Here is a 26,213-nt window from a genome sequence, read left to right on the forward strand (position 1 = left end):
AACCATTCAACCATTCAACCATTCAACCATTCAACCATTCAACCATTCAACCATTCAACCATTCAACCATTCATTAAGGTAGTCTACTTTTTCTGCCTACTCTTTATTCATTTTTCAACTAAATTTTTTATTTTTTTCGAGGAAATGTAACAATTATTTAACTATTACTTACTTATAATAAATAATTTCTTACAGCATCACTTAATCTATTTTTTATTTCTTCTCTTATATATTCTGGTTCTATAACCTCAACATCTGCACCAAAAGATAGTATATATCCATATACCCACTCCCCCTCTGCAAATGAAGTATTAACTTCTATATATTTATCATTTTTATTATTTATATCTTCAATTTTAAACTCGTCATAAACTCTATGGGTTATTTTACGATTAAATCTTAATATAAGATTAATCATAGTATTCTTTGAGGAAGAAGTATCTATAAACCTGTTGTCTCCATCTAGAAAATCAAATACTTCATCTCTTATAATTAGTTCTCTTATTCTTGAGATTTTAAAGGTTCTATTAGCATTTCTAGTTCTACAAAATCCAACCACATACCAAGCTTGCCCTTTAAATATTAATTTATAAGGCTCCACTTCTCTTTTAGTTTCCTCTCCATCGTAATTTATATAATTAAAACTTATAACCTTATGACTTAAAATTGATGTTTTGATTTTATTAAACTTATTTTTTTCTTCTTCCCCACTTCCCCAACTAGAAAAATCAACTTCCAACCAGTTATAACTGTTTGCATTTTTAAATAAAGCTCCTAGTTTAGTCAAAACTCCATCAATTTCAGGATATTTAACAGCCTTAAGATTATGCATGGCATTTAACATTTCTGATTGCTCTTCTTCTGAAAAAATAGATTTATTAAGAGTAAACTCTGGTAATATCCTAATTCCACCTTTATTCCCCTTGTTTGTGTATATAGGAATATTTGCTAAACTAAGTGCATCTATGTCTCTATAAATAGTTCTAGTAGATACTCCAAACCGTTCAGCAAGTTCTTTTGCTGTGATATTTTCTTTATGTAAAAGAATCATCACTATTTCTAACAATCTATTAATTTGCATACTTTTACCATCCTTACTTATATATATTTAACCTATATTTAATAAAACCTTAACTTCCAAATGATAATATAAATCATATAAGGAGAGTGATTAAATGAAAAATTTAAACATCTGTATTGATATTGATGGTACAATAACTGATGCGTATTATTGGTTAAATCTTTCTAATAAATATTTTAATACCAATGTTTCTAAAGAACAAGTTACTGAATATTCAATTCCCAATGTTTTAGGTGTAGAAGAAAGTGTTTATGCTGAATTTTATGAAAATCATAAATTTCAAATTCATCTTGAGCAAGAACTTCTACCAAATGCTCGCAAACTAATAAATAAACTTAGTATATATAATAATATATATTTTGTAACTGCTAGAGATAAAAGCTTAACTATGTTAACCCATGGTTATCTTAAGAAAAATGAAATTGCTTATGATGGTCTTTATGTTTTAGGTTCACCAGATAAAGTTGAAACAGCTAACCAACTTAATTGTGACATATTTATTGAGGATAGCTATGATAATGCACTTCAGCTTTCAAATGCTGGCTACAAGGTTCTACTAATTGATACGAACTACAATAGACTTCCTCTAAATGATAATATTACTAGAGTGTATAATTGGAAAGAAATATATAAAATAATAAATAAACTGTTATTACAATATGAGGCAATGTAATAACAGTTTATTTTTTTGTTAATGAGAATATTTTCTTCTGTTTATAAAGATATTAACTAAAGAGATATTACTTACCTACGAGGTGGATTAATTATGAAGAATAAAAAAGATAAAATTTCTGTACAATTAGCTATTTTGTTTGGAATTATTATTTTAATTACTTGTATATTCAATATTATAGAAAAACAATGGGAGAATATGTTTTTATCTTTATTAGCCTTTCTTTGTCTTCCTATTCCATTTATAATTGACTTTATTGCTAGAGTCAAAAAAGTTCAATTACCTAAAAACTTTCTACTAATAGCCCTAACATTTAATTTTTCAGCTCAATATTTGGGTGAAATTTTACACTTTTACGAAAAATTTTGGTGGTGGGACTTATTATTGCATGGAGCATTTGGTTCTTATGCTGTTATAATTGGTATGAACTTAATTAAAGGAATTATACGAAAAGAAGCAGAAATAAGCGAAGAAAGATTTTTTGCATTTAAGACTATTTTTGCATTTACCTTTTCCATTACCTTAGAAACCTTGTGGGAGATGTTTGAATACATTGGAGATCTTATACTTAAAACTGATATGTTGACAGGAGGAATACACGACACTGCTTCTGATATTCTTATAAATATTTTCTGTTCATGTATAACCCTAATTATTTATCGTATTCATAATAAATAATAAAGCTATAGTATTAATAGAATTTTAAATATCAAGACTTTTGTTACTATATTCAGTACCAAAGTCTTTTTTCTTAATATTTAAAAAGGTACACATTACTAATATATATTAATATATTAGTAGTAGTTAAATTAATTCTTGGAGATGGATATATGCCTTCATATAATTCCCCTACAAATAATGGATCTACAAATAACTCCTCTATAAATGGCACTTCTATACGTCAAACTGGTAATGTACAGCTTGATTTAGAATTAATAGATAAAGAGATTGCCGCAGCATACATTGCTATTTTTGCTTATATAGTTCTTCTTTTTTCAGCACATGAAGATAAACAAATTATATATAATAGATTAAAAGGAACTGAACCTAATAATGCTGTTAGCCCAAATAGATTAGTTGCTTTATCAAATAGCCTAGTACTTATTGCTTATATTATTTTTGGCAATGTTGCAGATAGGAGATATGTAGAAATTGTTGAATCAGAAGCCATAGTAGATACTCCTCTAACTCCAACTCCTAACTTAAACATAAGTAAAGGATATAACATAGCAATTGTAGGCTGCATATTTAAAGTTCTTGGAGCTATGCAACGAGTAAATGAGGAGGACATTATAACTCTAGATTAGTTTAAATCTCTTTTTAACTTGCTATTAAGCTTTAATCTACTCTAAGATACCTTTATATGAGTATATATTTAAAAATCTCTGCCTTGCTAATCTTATGTACTACTAGCAAGGCTTTTTTATATTTTATTATATGTGTTAAAATATGGTTATCTATAATTTTTAAGAGGAGGAGAATTTATGAATACAATTGATATCCCTTATTCTAATAAAACACTAAAAATAACTATCGAAGATAAAAATTTAAAAGGTATTTTAGAATCGAAAGCAAATAATTACAGGGCTTCTATTTCTCAAGATGAAATCGTAAACAAAGCCCTTGATAACCCTGTAGGCAGCAATTCTTTAGAAGAACTAGTAAAAGGTAAAAATAACATGGTTATCATCACAAGTGATCATACAAGACCAGTTCCAAGTAAAATTACCATGCCTATATTATTAAAAAGAATAAGAAAGGTAAATCCGAGTATCAATATAAAAATACTTATAGCCACAGGTTTTCATAGACCTACTACAAAGGAAGAAATGATTAATAAGTTTGGTAAAACAATTGCAGAAAATGAACAAATAATAAATCATATCTCTACAGATGAGAGTACCTTAGTTAATGTTGGAACTCTACCTTCTGGCGGGGAACTTTATTTAAATAAATTAGCTATGGAAACTGAATTGCTTATATCAGAGGGTTTTATAGAACCTCACTTTTTTGCTGGATTTTCTGGAGGCAGAAAAAGCATATTACCTGGAATAGCTTCTGCAAAAACTATAATGGCTAATCATTGCTCTGAATTTATAAATAGTAATAAAGCTAGAACTGGAATAATAAAGGACAACCCTATTCATAAAGACATGCTTTATGCTGCTGAAAAAGCAAACCTTGCATTTATATTAAATGTTGTTATAGATGAAGATAAAAATATTATAAATGCTTTTGCTGGAGATAGTAAACTAGCGCATGAAGAAGGTTGTAAATTTGTAATGGAACTTTCAAGTGTAAAAAGCATACCTTCTGATATTGTAGTTTCAAGTAATGGTGGATATCCTTTAGATCAAAATATATACCAATCTGTAAAAGGAATGACAGCTGCTGAAGCTACTTGTAGAAAAGGTGGCGTAATTATTATGATAGCTGCCTGTAATGATGGTCATGGCGGCCAATCTTTTTATGATAATGTTGCACAAGCTAAAAATCCTCAAGAACTTTTGGACAAGGTACTAACTGTTCCTCGAAATGAAACCATTCCTGATCAATGGGAATTTCAAATACTTGCTAGAATTTTATGTAACTATACTGTAATTATGGTTACTGATATGTGCGATCCAGATATGATTAAAAGTATGCACATGAAACATGCAAGTACATTTGAAGAAGCTTTAGAAATGGCTTATAAAATAAAAGGAAAAGATGCAGAGGTTGTTGTAATTCCAAACGGCGTAGGAGTAGTAGTAAAATAATAACTTTTAATAATAAACCTATATAAAATATTAAAGACACATATATCTTGTAGTCAATTATGGCTACTATACATGTGTCTTTATAATTAAACTTTAAATTTGTCTATTAATTTATTTATATTCATAGTCATATCACTTAAATCTTGAGCTGTACTTGTAACTTCTTGAGAAGAAGCACTCATCTCTTCTGATGATGCAGCTATTTCTTCTGACGATGCAGAAACCTCCTCAGATATAGCTGTTAAAGATTCTATGTTTTTAACTATCGAATCTTTTTCATTTTTTATTGATATTGCTGAGGTATTTACAGACTCTATCATCGGTATTATACCATTAACAGACTGAATTATATTTTTAAAGGAATCCATAGTAGTATTTATTATGTTTATCTGATTACTAAGCTCAGAATTCATTCCATCAGCAGAGTTAATAATGTTCTCACTATCTTTTGATATACTGTTTATTAAACTATTTATATCCATTGAAGAATTTTTTGATTGCTCTGCAAGTTTTCTTATTTCATCTGCTACAACTGAAAATCCTTTTCCAGCTTCACCAGCTCTAGCGGCTTCAATAGCTGCATTTAAGGCTAAAAGATTAGTTTTATCAGCTATACTATTTATTGCATTTGTTATATCATTAATTCTTAATATATTACCTTCAAGCAGGTTTATCTTACTCATGAATTCATTAAATGTAAGATTTATATTTTCAACGGAGTTAAATAAGTGACTCATATCTTCGTTACTTGTGTTTGCCATAGAACTTATATATTTAGAACTTGAATCTATTTCATAAATATCACTAACAATTTCTTCAACTTCGCTACCAAATTTCTCAAGTACAAAGGATACTTGTACTAGGTCTTCTGCTTGAGTTACAGTTCCTTTAGCTACACCTTGTATTGCCATAGCTACTTCTTCAGAAGAGGATGCCATTTCCTCTGATACAGCAGTTAAATTTTCTCCTTTTTCTTGTAAATAATTTGATGTTGTTTTGATTTCTTTAACTAATGAAGATATATTTTTATTCATGCTATTTAAGCTTTCTGCTATATCTCCTGTTTCATCTTTTGCATCTATGTCGCAAACTTCCGTAAGATCTCCATTTGAAATCTTATTTAAGGAAAATACAATTTTTTTAATATTTTTTGTTATGGAATTAGTAAATAATATTGATATTAAGATAGCTAGTCCCACTATTGCAAAAGTAATTATTCCTATTGTTAGCATTAAAGCATTTACTTCAGAATTTATCTTTGATTCTTCTATTCCTATAAAAAATATTCCTATAACCTTATTTGAGCTATCTTTTATTGGTACATACTTTGCCTTATATTTAGAGTCAAGCACTTTAGCTGATCCAATATACTCTTTTTCTTTTGTTAAAACCTCATTTGCTACTTCCTCAGATACCTTTGTTCCAACAGCTCTTTTACCATCTGTTATTACATTTGTAGCAACTCTAGTATCTCCAAGAAATATTGTAGTTGGTGAATTTGTTGCTTCTTTAACAGTATCTACAAAGTCAGTATTATTATTTATAACGGTATTTCCTTTATAAAGCTTGTCTCCTTCTACTTTCCAATTACCAGGGTACTTCTCGTCTAAAATACTCTCTGCCAAATTAACATAGCTATTAAGGCTAGTATTTAAGTTATTTACAACTAGATTTTTTATTTGAGAAAATACTACTCCAAAAACTGAAACTCCTAAAACTACTAATAAAGATATTGTCATTACTAAAATTTTGCCTTTTAATTTTAACTTGCTAACCACTTTCTTTTCCCCCTTAAGCTTTTATTTGTGTGCCATAAAATTTATTTCTAACACCCTCCCAAAAATAGTCCCAACTTTTATTAACTTTATCCATATTAAAAATATCCGAATTTAACTCCATTTGTATGTTTCCTTGTAAGAGACAATAATAGAAATATGTTATAGCATCAATTTCCTCTTTTGTTAATTCTTCTTTGTTAATTCCATTTTGAATTATTTCAGAAATTAAATCATTCATTAAATTTTTGAACTTTTCTATTCTACCAATAATTTTTTCTGGTAAATCGTAAGATGTTACAAAAAACAAATAAGCTAAAAATCCTCCAATGGGTTTATTCTCTCTTATGTAATTAATACTTTCTATTAAAATATTTTCAAGAATAACTTTTGTATCACATCCTCTATTCTCATTGATAAGATTTAAAAACTTTGAATAAATCTTTGAAGACTCATCTTCAAACACTTGTAAAAATAAGCTTTCTTTACTATCGAAATGTGCATAGATAGAAGGTTTTTTTATCCCTGCTTTTTGTGATATCTCAGAAATACTTACACTGTTATAGTGCCCTTTTGAAAATGATTCAAAGGCAGCATCAAGTATTTTTTGTTTAGACAAATCCTCACCTCTTCCTACCTATCGTTAGTTCTTGTAAAAATATTAGCATCTTTTTACTTAATAGTCAATTCTAATTAATAATTTTTATTTATAAATATTTATTTCTATAAAAAGTAAAAACTCACAAATCTAACTAGATTCTGTGAGTTTTTTAGTATCTTAATATTTAATTTTTATCAATATCTAATATTGTTTGTAATAATACGTTTGCTCCTTTTAAACAATTTTCAAGTGGAGTAAACTCCTTTTCACAATGGCTGTGTCCATTTTCGCTTGGTACAAAAATCATGGTTGTTGGAATTATTTCTGTTATAAATTGAGCATCATGTCCTGGCCCACTATACATTTTTTTAGTAGAATAACCATATTCTTTTGCATTTTTCTCAACATAATCTATAAAGTCAGGGTTAAAGCGAACTGTATTACGTGACCATGCCTTTTCATAACTGGCTTCACACTTTTCAACCACCTTAGGAATTTCATTTATAATATCAAGAACCTGACTTATAACATCTGGATCTTGATGTCTTGCATCTAAAGTAAACTTTACACAGTCTGGAATAACTGTATGGATATTAGGATGTGCTGATATTTTACCAGTTGTATATACTAACTTGCTGTCAAGTTTATCAAGCTCATCATGTAGATATTGTATGGTTTTAACAGCTGCATATAAAGCATCTTTTCTATACTTCATAGGTGTTGTTCCTGCATGATCTGCTTGACCTATAAATGTAAATTCATAGTTTATCATTCCGCAAACCCCTTCTACAACTCCTATATCTATTTTTTCATCCTCAAGTACTGGTCCTTGCTCTACATGTAATTCCACTAAAGCCTTGCACTTCTCTGAGCTAGCTCTGTTTTCTATTTCACCCATATATCCACTAGCTTCTAAAGCTTCTTTAAATGTAATTCCTTCAATATCTTTTGATGCTAACATAATATCCTTATCAAATTTGCCAGTTATAACTCCTGAAGACATCATTGCTGGTTCAAAACGAGCACCTTCTTCATTAGTCCATACTACTACCGTAATTGGATGTTTATGTTTTATCTTTTCAGTAACAATAGTTTCCGCAGCTTCTAGTGCCGTAAGTACTCCTAATATACCGTCATAATTTCCACCTTGCTTAACTGAATCCATATGAGAACCACTCATTATAGCTGGAAGTCCTTCTTCACCAGGTATAGTTGCATAAATATTAGCCATGTCATCAGTTTTTATTTCCATTCCGAGTGTTCTGCACCTTTTGCAAAACTCTTCTCTTGCCTCTAGAGCTTCCTTAGATAAAGATAATCTTGTAATACCTCCTTTTCCTGTATCTCCAAACTTACTAAAAGTTTTAATTTTGTCTTCAAGTCTTTCTTTACTACAAGTTAACATCTCAGTATCCCCCTTATATTTTTTTATTAACCCTTTTTCCTGGTGCAACAGCATTAGCTGGACAAACAGTTACACATAGTTGACATCCCACACACTTATTTGCAATAAGTATAGGCTTTTTATTTTTTTCATCCATTTTTATAGCTTGATGGCCTCCATCATAACAGGATAAATAACATCTACCACAACCTACACATTTTTCTCTATTAAATCTTGGATAGCAGATACTATCCCTCTCTAGTTCATCTGCTGGAACTATTTTAGGAAGTGCTTTCCCTACAATTTCAGAAATACTATGGTATCCTTGTGAACTTAAATATAACTTCATCCCATTTATTAAATCCTCAATAACTCTATATCCATACTGCATTACAGAAGTTGTAATCTGAACATTTTTACAGCCTAATGCTAAAAACTCTGCTGAATCTCTCCAGGTTTCTATTCCACCCATTCCACTAAACTCTGCATCTTTTAACGCTTCACAACTACTCATGCTATGAATAAAACGAAGTGCTATAGGTTTTACTGCCTTCCCTGAGTATCCACCAACACTTGTTTTACCTTCTACATTTGGTTCCGATTCAAAGGTTTCTAAGTCTAAGTTCATTATACTTTTAATTGTGTTAATAGCTGCTATACCTGTTGCTCCTGCCTTCATTGCAGCTATTGCAGGAACTTCCATATTACCTATGTTCGGTGTCATTTTAGCTAATATAGGTAGATGGGTGCCTTTTCTTGTAGCCTTTGTATAAAGAGCTACTAAATCTGAATCTTGACCAACATCTGAACCTACTCCTTTATTCGTCATGTGAGGGCAAGAAAAATTACATTCTATTATATCTGCTCCTGCCTCTGTCATTAATTTAGCTAAGGTAGTCCATTCCTCTTCGTTTTGTCCCATAATTGATGCAACAATAACTTTAGTTGGGTAGTTTTTCTTTAACTTTTTTAGGAATTCAATATTTTCTTCTAAGGTGTAATCAGAAATCTGTTCAATATTTTTAAATCCTACAAAAGGTACATTCTCTTTTGTAAGGGCTGTAAACCTTGGAGAAACCTCTTTAGGCACAAACATACCTATAGTTTTAAAAGCCACTCCTGACCATCCCATATCAAAAGCTTTAGCTACCATCTCATAGTTACTACCAACTACAGAAGAAGAGAGGAAAAATGGGTTTTCACATTTAACTCCACAAAAATCTATTGATAAATCAACCTCTTTTTCTTCTATCTTTTGTTCACTAGATATACCTTTTAGTATTCTATCTATATTAACTGGATCGTTAATCTTACCTTTTAAACAGGCATCTTTACAAGCTTTAGTTTCACACATATCACAGGGCAAAACATCTGGCAATTTGTTTACTGCTCCTGCCTTATTTTCAAATCTTAAAGAAAGAATAATACTATCAACTTCTACTGAATGAGGGCAAGCTTTTCGGCAAGGTGCCTCATGACAAAGTAAACAGCCTGCAACATCCTCTCTAAGTGAAATATCTTTATATAATAAACTATTCATTTCATTGCCCCCTCTTAATACATCTTTATCTGATGTCTAGCCACTGTAACACTCCCACGCACTGTGTGAAAGCGACTACGCCAAATATAAAATTTGGAATATCTGCTTTTCTTCAATTGGGAGATAACAGTGGCACGACCCTAGATAAGTTCAACTAACATTCAGTTGGGGATCAAACCCCACCTGAATCAAGTTTCACTTAATTTACGTCCTACTCTTTTAACAAACTTACCAGATCCAGGTGTTCCAACAAAATCACCATTATCATATACCAAAGCTCCACGTACATAAGTTTGCACTGGATATCCCTTAAGTTTTTTACCTTCCCAAATAGTATGATCATAATCTGAATGCATGTTATCTACTGAAATTGTGAACTCTTTTTCTGGATCATATATAACTATATCTGCATCCTTTCCAACAGTTATAGAACCTTTCTGCGCACATCCAAATATTTTAGCAGGATTAGTTGAGCATAGTTCTACAACTCTATTAAAACTTAACTTTCCTTCATTTGCTTTAGATAGCATGTATGGATATAAGTTTTCAACCCCTGCACATCCATTAGGAATCTTAGTAAAATCATCTTTACCCCAATCTTTTTCATAACTTTGGAATGGACAATGATCTGTAGCTACAGTATCTATAGCTCCTGTGTTAATGGCTTTCCAAAGTGCATCTTGACTTTCTTGTCCTTTGATTGGCGGTGAACATACAAAGTTTCTTCCATCTTCTCTTTTATAAACTTCACTAGTAAATTCTAAATATTGAGGACAAGTTTCTATATATATGTCGTGTCCATCCATTTTAGCTTCTATAGCAGCTTCTAGGCCTTCTTTATCAGCCATATGAACTATATAAAGCGGTGCATCTACCGATTTTGCTATATGAACAGCTCTCTTATCTGCTTCTGCCTCAACATACTCAGGTCTACTTAAATAATGATACCAAGCTGAGGTTTTTCCTTCTTTTAAAAACTTTTCAATATTTAAATCAATTAAATCTGGGTTTTCTGCATGAAGATTAGTTATGGCACCGGTTTCCTTAGCTTTTAACAAAATTTTAGTGAAGGTTGCATCATCTACCATCATTCCTTCTTTTTTATATACAAAAAAACATTTAAAGCTTGTTATACCGTAATTAACTGCCTCTTCAAATTCATCTAATATCTTCCCATCATTTAAGTCTGTTATAATGCAATGGAAGGCATAATCAACACAAACTTCTGGGTCAGCCATTTCTCTTCTTCCCTTTACAGTCTCTAAAATACCACTACCTTTTCTTTGCATTGGATAATCAAAAACTGTAGTAACTCCACCACAAGCTGCAGCTCTTGTTCCAGATAAATAACTATCTGATGAAACAGTACCTCCAAAAGGCATTGCCAAATGTGTATGAACATCTATAGCCCCAGGTAAAATCATCTTTCCTTTAGCATCAACAACCTTTGCCCCTTTTTCATCTAAATCTGTACCTATTGCTATTATCTTTCCACCCTTAACAGCTATATCAGCTACATATGTCTCACTTGATGTTATAATCATTCCATTTTTTATAATTAAATCCATACATATTCTCCTTTCATTTATCTATACCATTACTGCCACTTACACATCACCCATTTAGATGATGATAAGTCGCACTAAGCTTGTATATTTATGGTTCAGATGAGAGAATTCTCTCATCTGAACTTAAGTTTAATTACTTAGTTGCTTCATCCCAGTATTCTGAAGTAAATGTTGTTTTATCAACTACTGGATCTTTAGCCAAGTCTTTATTATAAAGTTTTAAGAATTTTGCTGTTTGTTTAACTGCATCCATATCTATTTGTCCTATTTTAGCTGAGTCAAATCCTTCTGGAGCTGCAAGTTTAGCTACTTCTTTAGCCATATAAACCTGATGTTCTAAAGATACTGATTTATCAACTTCATAAACAATTTTTCCAGCTGCTTCTGGATTTTTAACAGCTTCCTGCCATCCTTTTATAGTAGCTTTTAAGAAACGAGCAACTACATCTTTATTTTTAGATGCCCATTCAGAGTTTACAAATAAACAGTCTTCAAGCATCGCAACACCTTCGTCATTCATGTTTATAACATTTAAATCACTTTCTGGAATACCGCTTTCTAATAACAATCCAAATTCGTTATAAGTCATTGCAGAAGCTGCATCAACTGAACCTTCTTTTAATTGATCCATTGTATAATCTTGTTGAACTAACTTTAGGTCTGAATCTTTGTTTAATTTGTATTTTTCTAATAATGCAAGAATTTCATATTCATTACCACCAAACCAGTTAGCAACTTTTTTACCTTTTAAATCTGTTGGAGAATTAATTCCTGAAGATTTCTTAGAAGCTAATAATAAACCTGACTTTTGGAATACTTGTGCTATTTCTTGTAACTCATATCCTTGAGCTTGATAGGTCATTAAACTTGATACCCATGTAACTCCGATATCTGCTGCCCCATTATATACATTTTGTTCTGGTATAATATCACTTCCACCTGGTAAAAGTTCTATATCTATTCCCTCTTCTTTGTAATAACCTTTCTCAGCAGCTACATAAAATCCCATAAATTGTGACTGAGGAAGCCATTTTAGTTGAAGTTTCACCTTATCTAAACTTCCGTCTGTCTTTGTAGTATCTTGTGCCTTAGTACCGCAGCTTACAAGGGTTAATCCCATCATTACTACGCTTAAACATAGAGTTAATAATTTCTTTTTCATTTTTATATCCCCCTTTTTAAATAAAATAATTTATCTTTGAGAAGCATGCCATTTTATAGCTCTGCGTTCTACCAAAAGAACAATTAAATATAGAACAATTCCTACTAAGGCTGCCATAACTATGTAAGACCACCCCATTGCCATCATCCCTTTTCTTAAGTTATCTTTAACTCCAAACCCAATACCTGAAGTAGATGCAGCAAAATATTCACTTATCATTGCAGCCATTATTGCTGCTGCAACATTTATTTTTAGTGCAGTTAACACACTAGGCAAACAATTAGGTAATCGAAGTTTAAAAAATATAACCCTCTCTGAGGAAGCATAAGATTCCAATAAATCTTTAGAGAAAGGCTTTAAATCATTTAGCCCTCTATAAGCATTAATTGCCATAGCTGCCATACAAACTACTGTTACTACGCCTACCTTTTGAGCAAATCCACTAGTAAACCAGCGATTCATTATTGGAGATAATGCAACTATTGGTATTGCATTAAATGCTGCTATTATACTAAGTCCTGTGTATCCCCACTTTGGAAATTGTGTAGCAATTACAGCTACTAAAAATCCAATAAGACATCCCAAAGCTAGTCCAACTAAGGCTCCTGAAATTGTTACAATTGTATCTGCTATAGCTTTATCAAAATTCTTTTGTAGAGTCTCTATAATTTGTGACGGTATAGGTAGTTGAAAAGGCTTAAAACCTAAAACATCATGTATAAGTCCTTTTTGCCATATAAATATAACTAATATTCCAAATCCCAAAGGCAACAACACATTTTTAACTTTTTCTTTCATGACTTCTTCTCCTTTCCCTTATGTAGTTTGTTTTCTCCATGGCATACATATCTTCTCAAAGAAAATCACTACAAAATAACCCATAATACCCATAAGCGCACTAGTTACAACTGAAGCCCAAAAGACATCTTTTGTTCCAGAATATAATGAATAAAGAAGTTTAACGCCTATCCCACCACTTGAACCTAACATATCAACTAATATTGATGCAGTTATAGCCATTGGAGCTGCTATTTTTAATCCTGCAAATAAATAAGGTAAACTATAGGGAATCATAAGCTTGTAATATATGCTCTTTTTCTTAGCTGCATATGAATATAGTAGTTCCTTCTTATCACTTTCAACACTATTAAGTCCACTCAGCATATTTACTGAAACTGGGAAAAATGTTATATAAGCGGCTATTACTATTCTTGAAGTATTCATATCCTTAACTAAAGTGAATATTATAGGAGCAAGCCCTAATACCGGTATCATTTGTGATACTATCAAATACGGTAGAGCTATCTTTTCTGCTATCTTTGATAAGCTCATAATTATAGCTAATGCAAAACCTATTAAAGCTCCAAGTGCAAATCCTAAAACCGCTCTTGAAAAAGTAAGTCCAGCTGCTGAAATTAAATCAGTAAAATTCTGAGTAATAGATACAATAATGCTATGAGGATAAGGTAATTTAGCATCAGCCATAGGGTCATTAATCACTTTATCTAGAAAGAAAGCAATCAATTCCCAAACTAAAAATACTCCAATAGTCCACACTAAATTGACTTTGTACTTTTCTTTCTTGCTTCCCATTATCACACCCCCTCAAAGCTGTTTCTAATTTTAGTTATATAGTCATAGAATTTTTGTGTTTGTTTTGATTCCATATTTCTTGGTCTTGGGATATCTATATCTATTACTGCTGAAACACGTCCAGGATGAGGTGATAAAACAACAACTCTATCAGATAGGAAAATCGCTTCTGAAATATTATGAGTAACAAATACTACTGTCTTTTTAGTCTTACTCCAGATATTTAAAAGATCTTCATGAAGTTTTTCACGCGTAAACTCATCTAAAGCAGAAAATGGCTCATCCATAAGAAGAATTTCTGGATTAATTGCTAAAGCTCTTGCTATACCAACCCTTTGCTGCATGCCGCCACTTAACTCATAAGGATAATGTTTCCCAAACTTTGATAATCCTACTAGATCAAGCATTTCTGAAACCTTAGCTGTACGATCCTGTTTCTTCATACCTAAAATCTCCATTGGCATACATACATTTCTTCTAACTGTTCTCCAATCATATAAAACTGGATTTTGAAACACTACTCCAAACTTCTTTTGCAGTCTTATATCTCTTGGACTTTGTCCTCTTACTGTGATATTTCCCATAGAAGGTTGTAATAAATCTGCTATGATTCTAAGCAATGTTGTTTTTCCGCAGCCTGATGGTCCTAATAATGAAATAAATTCTCCTTCTTTAACCTCTAGATTAACATCCTTAAGAGCGGTTACCGGCTTTCCACCATTTTTATCTTGATATATCATGCTTAAATTTTCTATTTTAATTTCTATATTATTTGACTCTTCTTGAAATGTAGTTTCTATTTCATTAATCATACTTACTACGCCTCCCCTAAATATAAAAAATGACGCAAAACCTTAAGTTTTGCGCCATTGCAAATTATTTCTACCATAATATTCCGTATATTTTTAACAAATCATCTTTTGAAACTTCTTTTATTGTATTTGATGGACTTCCACTGTTCATTGCATCTTGTGCCATCTTATCTACAAATTTATTAAACTCATCTTTATCTATACCATATTCTTTTAATGTAGGTATTTCACATACCTTACATAACTCTGAGAGTTTATCTAAAAAAGCTTCTGAAGCTTCCTTATCGCTTTTGCTTTCATCTGCTGCACCTATTGCTCTTCCAATTTCACCAAATCTCTCATAACTACCATCTAAAACATAACTTAAACATTCCTTTATAAGCATTGCATTTGAAATTCCATGTGGTACATGAAATAAAGCTCCAATAGGTCTACTCATTCCATGAACTATAGTTACAGAAGAATTGTTTATACATACTCCTGCTTCATAAGCAGCTATTGCCATTTCTTCTCTTGCTTTTTTATCTTCTCCGTTTTTATATACAAGCGGTAAATACTTAAATATTTTTTTTATTGAAGATAAGGCAAATGTATCTGTTAATGGATTAGCTTTTCTTGAAGTATAAGCTTCAACTGCATGAGTTAATGCATCCATACCAGTTGCTGCTGTAACTCCTTTTGGAGATGTAAGTGAAAACTTAGCATCAATAATAGCTAAATCAGGAAGTAGTGCTTCTCCTTTTAATAACATCTTTATATCTTTTTTTGAATCTGTAATAACTGTAAACTTCGTAGCTTCAGAGCCTGTTCCTGCCGTAGTTGGAATCAATACTAAGGGTGGAAACTTTCCTTCCATAGTTTGTCCCATGTAATCTGAGATTTCACCTTCAAGTTTTGTCATAGCTACTATTGCTTTTCCACTATCTAAAGGACTTCCTCCTCCTACTGCTATACAAAAATCACATTTTCCTTCTTTATAAGACTTAACTCCAGCTTCAATCATAACCTCTGTTGGTTCACCAGTTATTTCATTAAAAATTAAATAATCTATTTCCCATTTCTCTAAACAGTCAGTAATAATCTTAACTGTACCCATCTTAGTTACATTTTTACCTGATACAATAAGTGCCTTTTTCCCAAAGGATTTTATTATATTTTCACTTTGTTCAAGTGCACCCTCTCCCATAATAGTACGTCCTGGTAAACTAAATTCATATGCCACTATTTTCACCTCATCTAGATAAATTCTTTGTCCACAATTTCAAGCACTTCATCTAATTTAGCTAACTCTTCAACTAGCTGCTCTTCTGTAATAATTAATGGTGGAGCTACAAGTATCATATTTTCATGGGTATAGGTCATGAATTTTCTTTCTTTTAGCATTCCTAATATTTTTCCCATAACTCCTTCTGGATCTTTTCCATAAGGTACTAATGCCTCTTTTGTCTCTTTATCCTTAACTAATTCCACAGCTGAAAATAACCCAATATATCTTACATCCCCAACAGATGGATGTTTTTCCTTGATCTCTTCAAGTTTTTCACCAAGTACTTTCCCAACCTTATTTACATTATCTAAGATGTTTTCTTCCTCATAATAATTAATACAAGCAAGTCCTGCTGCACAAGCTAGGGGATGTCCACTATAAGTTAACCCACAAGATAATAAATTATCATCAAAGTATGCTGCAATTTCACTACTTACTGCTACTCCCCCAAGTTGAACGTAACCACAGGTTACACCTTTTGCAAAAGTTACAATGTCAGGTTTTACTCCAAAATTCTCAAATCCAAACATCTTACCTGTTCTTCCCCATCCTGTCATTACTTCATCGCATATCATTAAAATACCAAACTCATCACATAAAGCTCTAACTCCTGGTAAATAGCCCTTCGGTGGAATTATTATGCCATTTGAACCTGTTATGGTTTCTAAAACTATAGCAGCAACACTGTTTGGTCCTTCATATACTATCTGTTCTCTTAATTTTGTCAAATAGTATTTTGTTGCCTCTTCTTCAGATTTAAATTCTATAGCTTCTCTATAAATATATGGATCAAAAAACTTAACAAACCCTGGTATACCAGGTTCTAAAGTATATCTTCTAGGTTCACCAGTTAAGTTTCCTGCCCCAAATGATGATCCATGATAACTACGATAACGGCTAAATACCTTAGACTTACCTGTAAACATTCTTGCTATTTTAACAGCATTTTCGTTAGATTCTGCACCTGCATTTGTAAAAAATACTTTTCCCATATTATCAGGCATTAATTCGATTATTTTCTTTGCAAGCTTTGCTCGAGATTCTGCTCCAAAGGATGGTCCTACAAAACAAAACTTGTCTACTTGTTCCTTAATTGCATCCCCTATTGCTTTATTCCCAAATCCAAGATTCATATTAACTAGTTGAGAAGACATATCTGTATATCTATTTCCATCATAATCCCAAAAATAAATTCCATCTGCTTTTTCAACGGATATTGGATTTAAATTTCCTTGTTTGCTCCATGATTGTAAATTATATTTCTTTAATGTACTTTTAATTTCCTCACCATTCATATCATAACACGCTCCCCTTAAATAAAAAGACGGAACTTATTCTATTGAACAAGCTCCGTCGCTGTTTATCAAATTTCTATTATTCATCTTTAACATGTTTATATTATATACCTGTGTTTTAATTAAATACAATGAATAGGTGACTAAGTTTTTTTGTGCATATGCACATCTACATCAAATCTTTAATATAAAATCCTAAATAGAATCTTAACTTTTCATCTAATCCTAAAGGATTAAATCCTGTTACTTTTTCAATTTTTTTAAGCTGATTATTAACTGTATTTCTATGAATATATTGTTTTTCCGCAACAAGACTTTGACTTCCGTTATTTTTTAAATATGTATATAAAAACTCCATTAAATCCGTATTATTTTCCTTATCATATTTCTCTAATTTACCTAAGGTCTCCTCATAATATGCCTTTAGAATATTTTTATCCTTTGTATTTAATAAAATTTTATAAATATCTAATTTATCATAAAAAATTATCTCTTTGCCTTTTTTCTTAGCCATGTTCATAGCTGTAAAAGCATTATTAAAATTTTCCGCCTGAACCTTTATCCCTGCCTTGTTTTCACCTACACCCATATAAATCTTACAGGAGTGCATATCCCATTCACTAAAGAAATTAGTTACAAAACTATTTATATTGTAGTCGCTATAATTAACTAAAACCAAAACCCAGCAATCATTATGGGGAAAAGATATATAAAGCTCATGAATACTTCTAGCAATTCTTTCAGAATACATTCTGATTCTATTCATATTAAACTCTTCGTCTTTTTCTCCTTCAAAAGACATTACAATAAAACAGAAATTACTATCCCTTAAATATCCATACCTCTCCATTTGAAGTATATGAGTCTCTAAATCTCCAATTTGAAATATAATATTTTTAATAGTTGTTGCAAGACTTATCTCCACTTGCTCACTTTGCATAATCCTAGAACATACATCCCTAGTTATATCAACCATCCTTGTTTCCCAAGGAATAGTATAAAGAGGCATGTTTACACTATTACAATATTTTATTACCTCTTCTGGAACCTCTTTAGTATAGGGCCCAATATTTATAACAAAGGCACTAGTTCCAACGTTATATAATTTTTTAGTATAATTTAAAAGCCAACCTTTTGTTTTATTAAGTATGCCAGCAGTAAATACAACTTCATTTCCATGAAGAAATTTACTTACATCATCATCCTCTACTATATGTACCCACTCAACTAACTTATTAAGTCCCTTGTTGCCTGCTATTAATTTCATTTGGTAGAGTACAGCCCCATTTCCAAATAGTTTTCCTACTGTAATTGACATTATATCGCCCCCAAGCAATTACATATTTTTATTTATTATATAACAAAAAATTTATCAAAGCGAATGTTAATGTTCGTTATTTCATTTCCATAAAATAAAAATAGAGATATAGAAATAGTAATTAGAAAAACTATTTCCACATCCCTATATACTCTTATAAATTTTCTAGGTTCAAATAGACAAAAGTGCCTTAAACCCGCATAAACACTATATATTCTTAGGAATATTACTTCTTTTAAATATTAATTCTTAAGAAGTTTTATTCTTTTCTTCCTTTATTCTTATATTTTTAAATTCTTTTGTTCTTAAGTTTTGACCTAGGTCAATATTTCGGACACATTTTACTTCTTAGATTGTCATTATAAAAAGATCTTCTTTCATTAATATTCTATCCTTTTCTCCATGATATAAGATGTTCCTGCAAAAAAGAAGCTTAATATAGCTATATCCAATATTATAGAACTTAAACTACTTGCCATTCCTGTTGCTAATCCTTTAAAAAATGTAAATGTCACTATTGGATAATTTTCAATTTTAATTGATAAATACAGTATTATAGCTACTAACACTCCAAATGTTATAATACTTATCAAGGTCGAAAGTTTATTTTTATGAGTGATAGCTTTCGCTACAGCTGTACAAAAGTTTATTAACAAATAAAATGATACATAAGATAAAATCACATAAATAATTGTAAATAGTAAAGAAAATGGATAATCAAGTATGGTTTTAAGCCAGTTAGAAATTTGAGTTAATACAACTTTATCAAAATTACTCATAACTAAGATAAACATCATTACAGATGCAAGAGATATTATTATGCAACAAATAGTTACAACTATAGTTGATATTAACTTCGACAATACCTTTTTCCAAGAAGGTGCGGGTATCATAAGCTCTAAAGGAGCTTGCTTACCAGAAAGATCTTTTTCATATCTTGTTACGCCTTCAAAAAAAGGATAAATACTTATAAGAACAATAAATAAAAAATAAAATATTGTACATATAAACAAGAAAATTCCAACTTGCATATCTGATGTTCCATCATTTATAAAGGGAACAGGATCACCACTTGTAGCATGTAATACCTTGTTTGTAACTAATAATATTACTTCAATAAGGGCATACCCTAACAAAATATACTTCATACTTTTCCATTTTTTCATAAATTCATATTTTATTAAATTAGTTAACATGCAAAAACCTCCCTATAAAGTTCGTCAAGAGTCATGCTCTTTTCGATTCTTAAATCCTCTGCATTTCCACAAAGCTCAATTTTTCCTTCTTTAAGAAAGTAGACCTCATCTAGTAAACTCTCAACCTCATTGATAAGATGGCTTGTTATTATCATAGAACTTTCAAAGTTAAAGCCTTTTAAGATTGCCTTTAAGATTTGTTCTCTAGCTACTGGATCTACTCCATTTAAAGGTTCATCAAGCACTATTAATTTAGCTTCTCTAGCTAAGGTTAAAGCTAATGCTAACTTTTCCTTCATTCCTTTTGAAAGTCCTTTTACCGACATATCTAGCTCTAATTTCATAAAATCTAATAGTTCATAAAACTTTTCTGAGTTAAAATCCTTAAAAAATGATGTATATACCTTCTCTGCATCACTAATTTTCATCCAAGGATATAAAAAATCACTATCTGGTAAATATGCAACTAACTCTTTTGTTTTATAACCTATCTCGGTATTGCATATTTGAATATTTCCAGCAGTAGGTCTTGTTAAACCAGCAATTATCTTTAAAAACGTAGTTTTACCACTTCCATTTGGTCCTAGAATGCCTACTATCTTTCCTTTATCAACGGTTAAATCAACTCCATTTAAAGCTTTTTGGGTAAGATATTTTTTGCTTATTCCATTAACTTCAAGAATTTTCATTTAATTTTTCCTCCAATACCTTTAATAAATATTTAGAAATATCCTCTTTGTTCATTCCAAGTTCTTTCATTTCATCAACAAATCTTTCTGTGTATCTTTGAGCCTGGGTATCCTTAAGTTCCTTCAAAATGTCATCTCCCTCAACAATAAATGTTCCTATTCCTCTTTGAGAATATGTTATTCCTTCCCTTTCAAGTTCTTGAAAAACTCTCTGTACGGTATTAGGATTAACCTTAAAATTCTCTGAGAATTCTCTGACAGATGGCATTTTATCTCCCCCCTTAAGCCTTCCAGATACTATATCAGCCTTAATTTTTTGTATAATTTGCATATAAATCGGCGTACTTTCATTAAATTTCATAGCTGTTACAGCTCCTATCTATATTACTAGTGTACCACTATGATAATACACCCATATTTTAATGTCAATAGGCTCCATAAAAATTCTTTAGATAATTTTAAAAGCTACTATGAAGAAATCTCCTCATAGTAGCTTTTAAACTAATTTTTTATGTAAATAAAACTAATAAACCTGTCATTACGCAAATTGAAATTATAATACTTATTGAATTAGATAGAGCTGGTGCTGGATTATCTGGATCTATCATTTTACTATAAACTGCTGAAATTGTTGATAGGGGAGCAAATAAAATGAGAATAATCATTTGTTTCGCCAAAATAGGAAGTGGTATTAAAAAATATACTAATACTGCTATTATAATATTTCCCATGTACCTAGTTCCTAATATCTTCATAACGGATTTAGCTTGCTGTTTAGTAATATTTATCTCTAACATAATCCCAATCATAAGCATTGCAAGAAATCCATTAGCATTTCCAATCATGGCTGCTATAGAAATAACTTCTTTTGGAATTACTATTTTAAAAATTGAAAGAATAAGCAAAAGAAGATATATATCAAATGGAAAAGATTTAAACAAAACCTTAAATAAATTCTTAAAGTTTATTCTACCATTACCTTCAACTTCATTTTTTGCAAATGCATAAGAACCACCTAAAACCATAAAGGAATTTCCTATATCAAACATACACATATAAACAAGAGCTAAGGGTTCAAAAAAACTTGCTGCAAAAGGAATAGCAAAATTACCAACATTATAGCCTGTACAATTAATCATATTAATTGCTTTTCCAATAGAAGAATTCTTATAACTTGTAAATTTAGAAAAATATAAATTAAATAAATTACTTAAAAACCCTACCAAAATTATTATAATTGCTGAAGAATTTATACTCATTCCACTTGCTCCAGATATTAAAGCTGCTGGAAGAGTTATATTCATAATTATCTTAGATAAAAAAATCCCATCATCTCTCTTAAAAAATCCTTTTCTCTTAAGCATGTACCCAATAAAAATAATAAAAATAAATCCTGCTGATTTAACCAATACTGCTTCCATTCTCATCACCTTTCTTCTTTTAAACTATAACTTCTACTTAATATTTTCTACATCTATTTCTATAAATAATTTCAATAGCTCTTATTATAACATTAATTCACTCGTATTGTTTTCAAAATCAGCAATTGCATACTTTAGATGATTTTTCCTTAATCACCTTACTTTTAATTTCTGATTTTCTAAACTTCTGATGTTCTGATGTTTTGATGTTTTGCGCAATTACGCAATTACGCAATTGCGCAATTGATTAATTGCGCATTGATTTTTTATAATGAAATAGATTTCTCTTAGGAAGCTTAAAGAATTAAACTTATCTACTGAAAAAATAGCAGAGAATTTTATTAAAAATCCTCTGCTACTATTTAATCTATTTTTACTTTATAAACTCCAGCCTAAACTTTCCTTTTGGATGTTATAAAGTTTTTCATACAATCCTTTATTTTTCATTAAAGTAGTGTGATTACCTTCTTCAACGACTCTACCATTATCTAAAACTATTATTTTATCAGCTCCAACTACAGTTCTTAGTCTATGTGCAATTACAATAACAGTTTTTCCTTTTATTAATCTTGAAATAGCCTGCTGAATCAAAACTTCATTTTCTGGATCTAAAGAAGCCGTTGCCTCATCAAGAAGAACAATTGGTGCATTTTTAAGTAATGCACGTGCTATAGATATTCTTTGTCTTTCTCCTCCAGATAAAGTGCTTCCATTTTCTCCAAGCAAAGTATCATAGCCATTTGGTAAGTTAGCTACAAATTCATCACAGCAAGCAGCTTTAGCAGCTTCCATAATCTCTTCTCTTGTAGCATCCATATTACCAATTTTTATATTGTTATATATACTATCATTAAAAAGTACCACATCTTGAAATACAAAAGACATGTAACTCATCAAATGCTCAGGATCAAGAGTTTTTACATCAACTCCGCCTATTTTTATTGCACCTTTATTTACATCCCAAAATCTAGCTATTAGTTTTGATATAGTACTTTTACCAGAACCTGACGGGCCTACTAAGGCTGTTATACCATCAGCTGGAATAGCCATTGTAATATCTTTTATAACTGCTTTTTCTAAAGAATTCACTTCGTTATAAGAGAAAGTTACATTTTCAAAATTAATGTTATAATTTCTTAATTCAATATCTGTATTTCCTTCCATAATAGGTGTGTTAATTAAAGTTCTCATTCTTTTTGTTGATAATCTTAGATATAAAAGTTCTGGAAGGAGTGTTAATTCCACAAGTACTGGACCATATATTCTCACAACAATTAAGAAAAACATAAGTAAGGGAATTAATTCAATTTTCCCACCTGTTAAAAGATAAGTTCCAACAAAAACAGTAAGTCCTACACCAGCTTGTACAACTATTTGAGCTCCAGTAACAAATATTCCAGTTCCAAATTCCATTTGAATGGCCATCTTTTTCATATTTTTAAGAGCGTCATCTAATTTTTCAAACTTCTCTCCATCCAAACCACAAGCTTTAATTACCTTAATCCCTTCTAGGTACTCTTGTACTTGGTCAGAAGCTCTAAGTTTAGCCTCTATTTGTTTTCCACTTAACTTATTTTGTATTTTTTTACTACCCAATATAATGAAAAATGCTATTGGTACAGTACAAAAAACAGTTAAAGCTAATCTCCAATCAAAAAATCCAAGAAGTATGGTTATAACTGATATAGAAATTCCATTAGAAATTAATTGAGGAATAATATGACTAAGAACATGCTCAGTAGTTGCACAATCCCCCATCATATTTGTTGTAAGCTCTGATAAATCCTTCGAATTAAAAAAGCTCATTGGAAGTTTTCTTATATGTTCAGCTATACTAATACGTGTTGCCTCTGCCTCATTATAAGAAGTTACATAGGTTTTCTTATAATCATTTTTGTTTGCAAGAAAAACTAAAATTGCAGCTACTATTCCAGCCCCCAAAAGCATCCACATCTTTTCCCAAGATATCTCCTCTTTCATAAGTGGTTTTAAAAGTTCTTTAAATATCTCTATCGTTATTCCAAAAGGTAGCATAAGAGAAAAATTGGTTATGGTACATGCTAAAATTGCCTTCTTTAAGTCTGAATATCCTTTATCACTTAGAAATAACACTTCTTTTAATTTAAGCATTTACTTCCACCCCCTCTTTAGTACCTATTTTCCAATCAAGAGATTTTGTATACATTTCCCACATATCATGGTATTTGCCTTTTTCCCGAATAAGTTTCTCATGTGTACCTTCTTCAACTAAACGCCCTTTTTGCATAACTAATATTCTATTTGCACTCCTTATTGTTGATAAGCGATGTGCTATTATTATAACTGTTTTATTTTGAATTAATTTTTCAAAAGCTTTTTGAATCAAGTATTCATTTTCTGGATCAGAAAAAGCTGTAGCCTCATCTAGTACTATTATAGGTACATTTTTAACGATAGCCCTTGCTATTACTATACGCTGTCTTTCTCCTCCAGATAGATGAACTCCTTTTGTTCCAATTACAGTATTATAACCATTTGGAAGTTTCATTATAAACTCATGACATTGAGCAGCTTTAGCTGCTTCAATAACCTCTTTATCTGATGCATTTTGATTTCCTATTCTTATGTTATCCATTATACTTTGCTTAAATAGAAACACATCTTGAAACACAAAACTAACCATGTCCATTAAATGAGAAAGACTAATATTGCGTATATCTACTCCTCCAATTTCTATGTTTCCTTCAGTTACATCATAAAAACGTGGAATTAAATGAGCAATTGTACTTTTGCCTCCTCCAGAAGGTCCAACTATAGCAGTTACTTCTCCCTGAATAGCTTTAAAGGATAAATCTTTTAAAGCTGAAGTTTCATTATCTTCATCATATGAAAAAGAAACCTTATTAAAGGAAATAGAATAATCTTTTGGCTTTTCTAAACTATCTTTATCTTTTAATACTTCTTTATTAAGTATTCCATCCATTCTCTCTACTCCCCCTATAATCTGCATACCATTACTTGATACATACATTATTTTCATCATTACGGAAGATATTGATTGAACAAAAATAAGATAAAATATAAAAGTTATGGCGAAAGATTCATAATCATTAGTTTTACTACCAATCAGTATTCCTACTGGAATTAGGAATAAGTATATGTTATTAACAATTGTAGTAAAGCCTGACATATAGTTTTCCCAGCTTAAGGTATATGGAATCACAAAACTAGTATACCTTTTGATAGTCTCATGGAGTCTTCTAAAAGAATATACTGTCTGCTTAAAGGCCTTAACAACTGAAATACCACGAATATATTCTACTGATGCATTGTTCATATCTTCTAGAGACATCTGATAGTTTTTCATCATAGCTTTTGCGCCTTCATTTCCATAAGCTTTAAATTCTAGCATAAACGCTATTACTATTCCTACTAAAGCTGCTAGTCCAAATCTCCAGTCGACCCCAAGAAGAATTATAATCATAACTATAGGAGCCACAAAAGCTGCTACTATATCTGGAAGCTGGTGGGCTATAAACCCTTCTATTTTTTCAATATTTTCATCCATTATTTTACGCATCTTACCACTGCCAATGGTCAAATGAAAACCTAGTGGAAGTTTAGCTAAATGAGATGCAAAATCTACTTTTAATTCATAAAGTGTTCCAAAAGCCGCAAGATGAGAACACACTAAAGCTCCAAAATACAATAAAATATTTAATATTATTCCTCCAAAAGCTATCCATCCAAAGTTTAATGTTTTTTCTACATCCAAACTATTGAAATCTCCATAACTCCCCATTATTTCGCCTATGATATAATAAATGGCTATATATGGAACAAAAGAAGCTATTGATGCTAAAGCTGAAAGTATGACCGAGATAATCATTAAAGGTTTTTTAGTAGTAGCAAGTTCCATAAGTCTTGCTACACCAGTTTTATGTTTTATATTTTTCTCCACATTTATCCCTCTTTTCAATTTTAAAATTTTTATAAAAATTTATGCCTCCTTATTATTGATAATCATTATCACTTTATAACTAAAAAAAATATCCTATTTAACTAGGACACTTTTCTTTACACAACTTATAATAGCTAAA

Annotated in this window: 23 protein-coding genes; 4 read left to right on the forward strand and 19 right to left on the reverse strand. The window is 30.8% G+C overall.

What is annotated here, in order from left to right:
- Positions 1 to 172: 172 nt before the first annotated feature.
- On the reverse strand, positions 173 to 1,081 hold the full coding sequence (locus L1S49_RS20065; RefSeq protein WP_238907120.1) for a YafY family protein: 909 nt from the start codon (positions 1,079 to 1,081) through the stop codon (positions 173 to 175).
- Between the two features lie 94 nt (positions 1,082 to 1,175).
- On the opposite strand from L1S49_RS20065, the gene L1S49_RS20070 reads away from it, so the two are divergent.
- From L1S49_RS20070 to larA, 4 genes are all read left to right on the forward strand, one after another.
- Complete coding sequence (locus L1S49_RS20070; RefSeq protein WP_238907121.1) at positions 1,176 to 1,754, forward strand: hypothetical protein; 579 nt, start codon at positions 1,176 to 1,178, stop codon at positions 1,752 to 1,754.
- Positions 1,755 to 1,847: 93 nt separating this feature from the next.
- The gene (locus tag L1S49_RS20075; RefSeq protein ID WP_238907122.1) at positions 1,848 to 2,432 is read left to right on the forward strand and encodes a hypothetical protein; all 585 of its coding nucleotides are present in this window, start codon (positions 1,848 to 1,850) and stop codon (positions 2,430 to 2,432) included.
- A 152-nt stretch (positions 2,433 to 2,584) separates the two neighbouring features.
- Positions 2,585 to 3,061: a hypothetical protein gene (locus L1S49_RS20080; protein ID WP_238907123.1), complete on the forward strand. Its 477-nt coding sequence runs from the start codon at positions 2,585 to 2,587 to the stop codon at positions 3,059 to 3,061.
- Positions 3,062 to 3,238: 177 nt separating this feature from the next.
- Positions 3,239 to 4,513, forward strand: coding sequence for a nickel-dependent lactate racemase (larA, locus tag L1S49_RS20085; RefSeq protein WP_238907124.1), 1,275 nt, complete (start codon positions 3,239 to 3,241; stop codon positions 4,511 to 4,513).
- Positions 4,514 to 4,599: 86 nt separating this feature from the next.
- Here larA and L1S49_RS20090 read toward each other — a convergent pair whose 3' ends face one another.
- The 18 genes from L1S49_RS20090 to L1S49_RS20175 all read right to left on the reverse strand — a co-directional run bounded on the left by L1S49_RS20090 (position 4,600) and on the right by L1S49_RS20175 (position 26,032).
- A complete protein-coding gene (locus tag L1S49_RS20090; RefSeq protein WP_238907125.1) occupies positions 4,600 to 6,291 on the reverse strand; it encodes a methyl-accepting chemotaxis protein in 1,692 nt (563 codons plus the stop codon).
- A 13-nt stretch (positions 6,292 to 6,304) separates the two neighbouring features.
- Positions 6,305 to 6,907, reverse strand: a complete 603-nt coding sequence (locus L1S49_RS20095; RefSeq protein WP_238907126.1) for a TetR/AcrR family transcriptional regulator — start codon at positions 6,905 to 6,907, stop codon at positions 6,305 to 6,307.
- Between the two features lie 166 nt (positions 6,908 to 7,073).
- On the reverse strand, positions 7,074 to 8,294 hold the full coding sequence (locus L1S49_RS20100; protein WP_238907127.1) for a Zn-dependent hydrolase: 1,221 nt from the start codon (positions 8,292 to 8,294) through the stop codon (positions 7,074 to 7,076).
- Positions 8,295 to 8,307: 13 nt separating this feature from the next.
- On the reverse strand, positions 8,308 to 9,813 hold the full coding sequence (gene preA / locus L1S49_RS20105; RefSeq protein WP_238907128.1) for an NAD-dependent dihydropyrimidine dehydrogenase subunit PreA: 1,506 nt from the start codon (positions 9,811 to 9,813) through the stop codon (positions 8,308 to 8,310).
- A 188-nt stretch (positions 9,814 to 10,001) separates the two neighbouring features.
- Complete coding sequence (gene hydA / locus L1S49_RS20110; RefSeq protein WP_238907129.1) at positions 10,002 to 11,381, reverse strand: dihydropyrimidinase; 1,380 nt, start codon at positions 11,379 to 11,381, stop codon at positions 10,002 to 10,004.
- Positions 11,382 to 11,514: 133 nt separating this feature from the next.
- Positions 11,515 to 12,543, reverse strand: coding sequence for an ABC transporter substrate-binding protein (locus L1S49_RS20115; RefSeq protein WP_238907130.1), 1,029 nt, complete (start codon positions 12,541 to 12,543; stop codon positions 11,515 to 11,517).
- 30 nt (positions 12,544 to 12,573) lie between these two features.
- Positions 12,574 to 13,341, reverse strand: coding sequence for an ABC transporter permease subunit (locus L1S49_RS20120; protein ID WP_238907131.1), 768 nt, complete (start codon positions 13,339 to 13,341; stop codon positions 12,574 to 12,576).
- 18 nt (positions 13,342 to 13,359) lie between these two features.
- The gene (locus L1S49_RS20125; RefSeq protein ID WP_238907132.1) at positions 13,360 to 14,136 is read right to left on the reverse strand and encodes an ABC transporter permease; all 777 of its coding nucleotides are present in this window, start codon (positions 14,134 to 14,136) and stop codon (positions 13,360 to 13,362) included.
- A 2-nt stretch (positions 14,137 to 14,138) separates the two neighbouring features.
- Positions 14,139 to 14,948 carry an ABC transporter ATP-binding protein gene (locus tag L1S49_RS20130; RefSeq protein WP_238907133.1) on the reverse strand — a complete coding sequence of 270 codons (810 nt, stop codon included), beginning with the start codon at positions 14,946 to 14,948 and terminating at the stop codon, positions 14,139 to 14,141.
- Between the two features lie 70 nt (positions 14,949 to 15,018).
- On the reverse strand, positions 15,019 to 16,170 hold the full coding sequence (locus L1S49_RS20135) for an iron-containing alcohol dehydrogenase (RefSeq protein ID WP_238907134.1): 1,152 nt from the start codon (positions 16,168 to 16,170) through the stop codon (positions 15,019 to 15,021).
- Between the two features lie 14 nt (positions 16,171 to 16,184).
- Positions 16,185 to 17,510, reverse strand: a complete 1,326-nt coding sequence (locus L1S49_RS20140) for an aminotransferase class III-fold pyridoxal phosphate-dependent enzyme (protein WP_238907135.1) — start codon at positions 17,508 to 17,510, stop codon at positions 16,185 to 16,187.
- A gap of 169 nt (positions 17,511 to 17,679) precedes the next feature.
- The gene (locus L1S49_RS20145) at positions 17,680 to 18,828 is read right to left on the reverse strand and encodes a PucR family transcriptional regulator (RefSeq protein WP_238907136.1); all 1,149 of its coding nucleotides are present in this window, start codon (positions 18,826 to 18,828) and stop codon (positions 17,680 to 17,682) included.
- 380 nt (positions 18,829 to 19,208) lie between these two features.
- Positions 19,209 to 20,024, reverse strand: a complete 816-nt coding sequence (locus tag L1S49_RS20150; RefSeq protein ID WP_238907137.1) for a hypothetical protein — start codon at positions 20,022 to 20,024, stop codon at positions 19,209 to 19,211.
- Positions 20,018 to 20,713, reverse strand: coding sequence for an ABC transporter ATP-binding protein (locus L1S49_RS20155; protein WP_238907138.1), 696 nt, complete (start codon positions 20,711 to 20,713; stop codon positions 20,018 to 20,020). Before L1S49_RS20155 ends, L1S49_RS20150 begins: the two co-directional genes overlap by 7 nt.
- A complete protein-coding gene (locus L1S49_RS20160; protein ID WP_238907139.1) occupies positions 20,700 to 21,074 on the reverse strand; it encodes a GntR family transcriptional regulator in 375 nt (124 codons plus the stop codon). The genes L1S49_RS20155 and L1S49_RS20160 overlap by 14 nt, the downstream gene beginning before the upstream one ends.
- Positions 21,075 to 21,222: 148 nt before the next feature.
- On the reverse strand, positions 21,223 to 22,134 hold the full coding sequence (locus L1S49_RS20165) for an AEC family transporter (RefSeq protein WP_238907140.1): 912 nt from the start codon (positions 22,132 to 22,134) through the stop codon (positions 21,223 to 21,225).
- Between the two features lie 378 nt (positions 22,135 to 22,512).
- Positions 22,513 to 24,264, reverse strand: a complete 1,752-nt coding sequence (locus L1S49_RS20170) for an ABC transporter ATP-binding protein (protein ID WP_238907141.1) — start codon at positions 24,262 to 24,264, stop codon at positions 22,513 to 22,515.
- Positions 24,257 to 26,032, reverse strand: coding sequence for an ABC transporter ATP-binding protein (locus tag L1S49_RS20175; protein WP_238907161.1), 1,776 nt, complete (start codon positions 26,030 to 26,032; stop codon positions 24,257 to 24,259). Before L1S49_RS20175 ends, L1S49_RS20170 begins: the two co-directional genes overlap by 8 nt.
- Positions 26,033 to 26,213 lie beyond the last annotated feature (181 nt).

Origin of the sequence: Clostridium sp. YIM B02506, assembly GCF_022324845.1 — a bacterium.
GTDB lineage: Bacteria > Bacillota > Clostridia > Clostridiales > Clostridiaceae > Clostridium_T > Clostridium_T intestinale.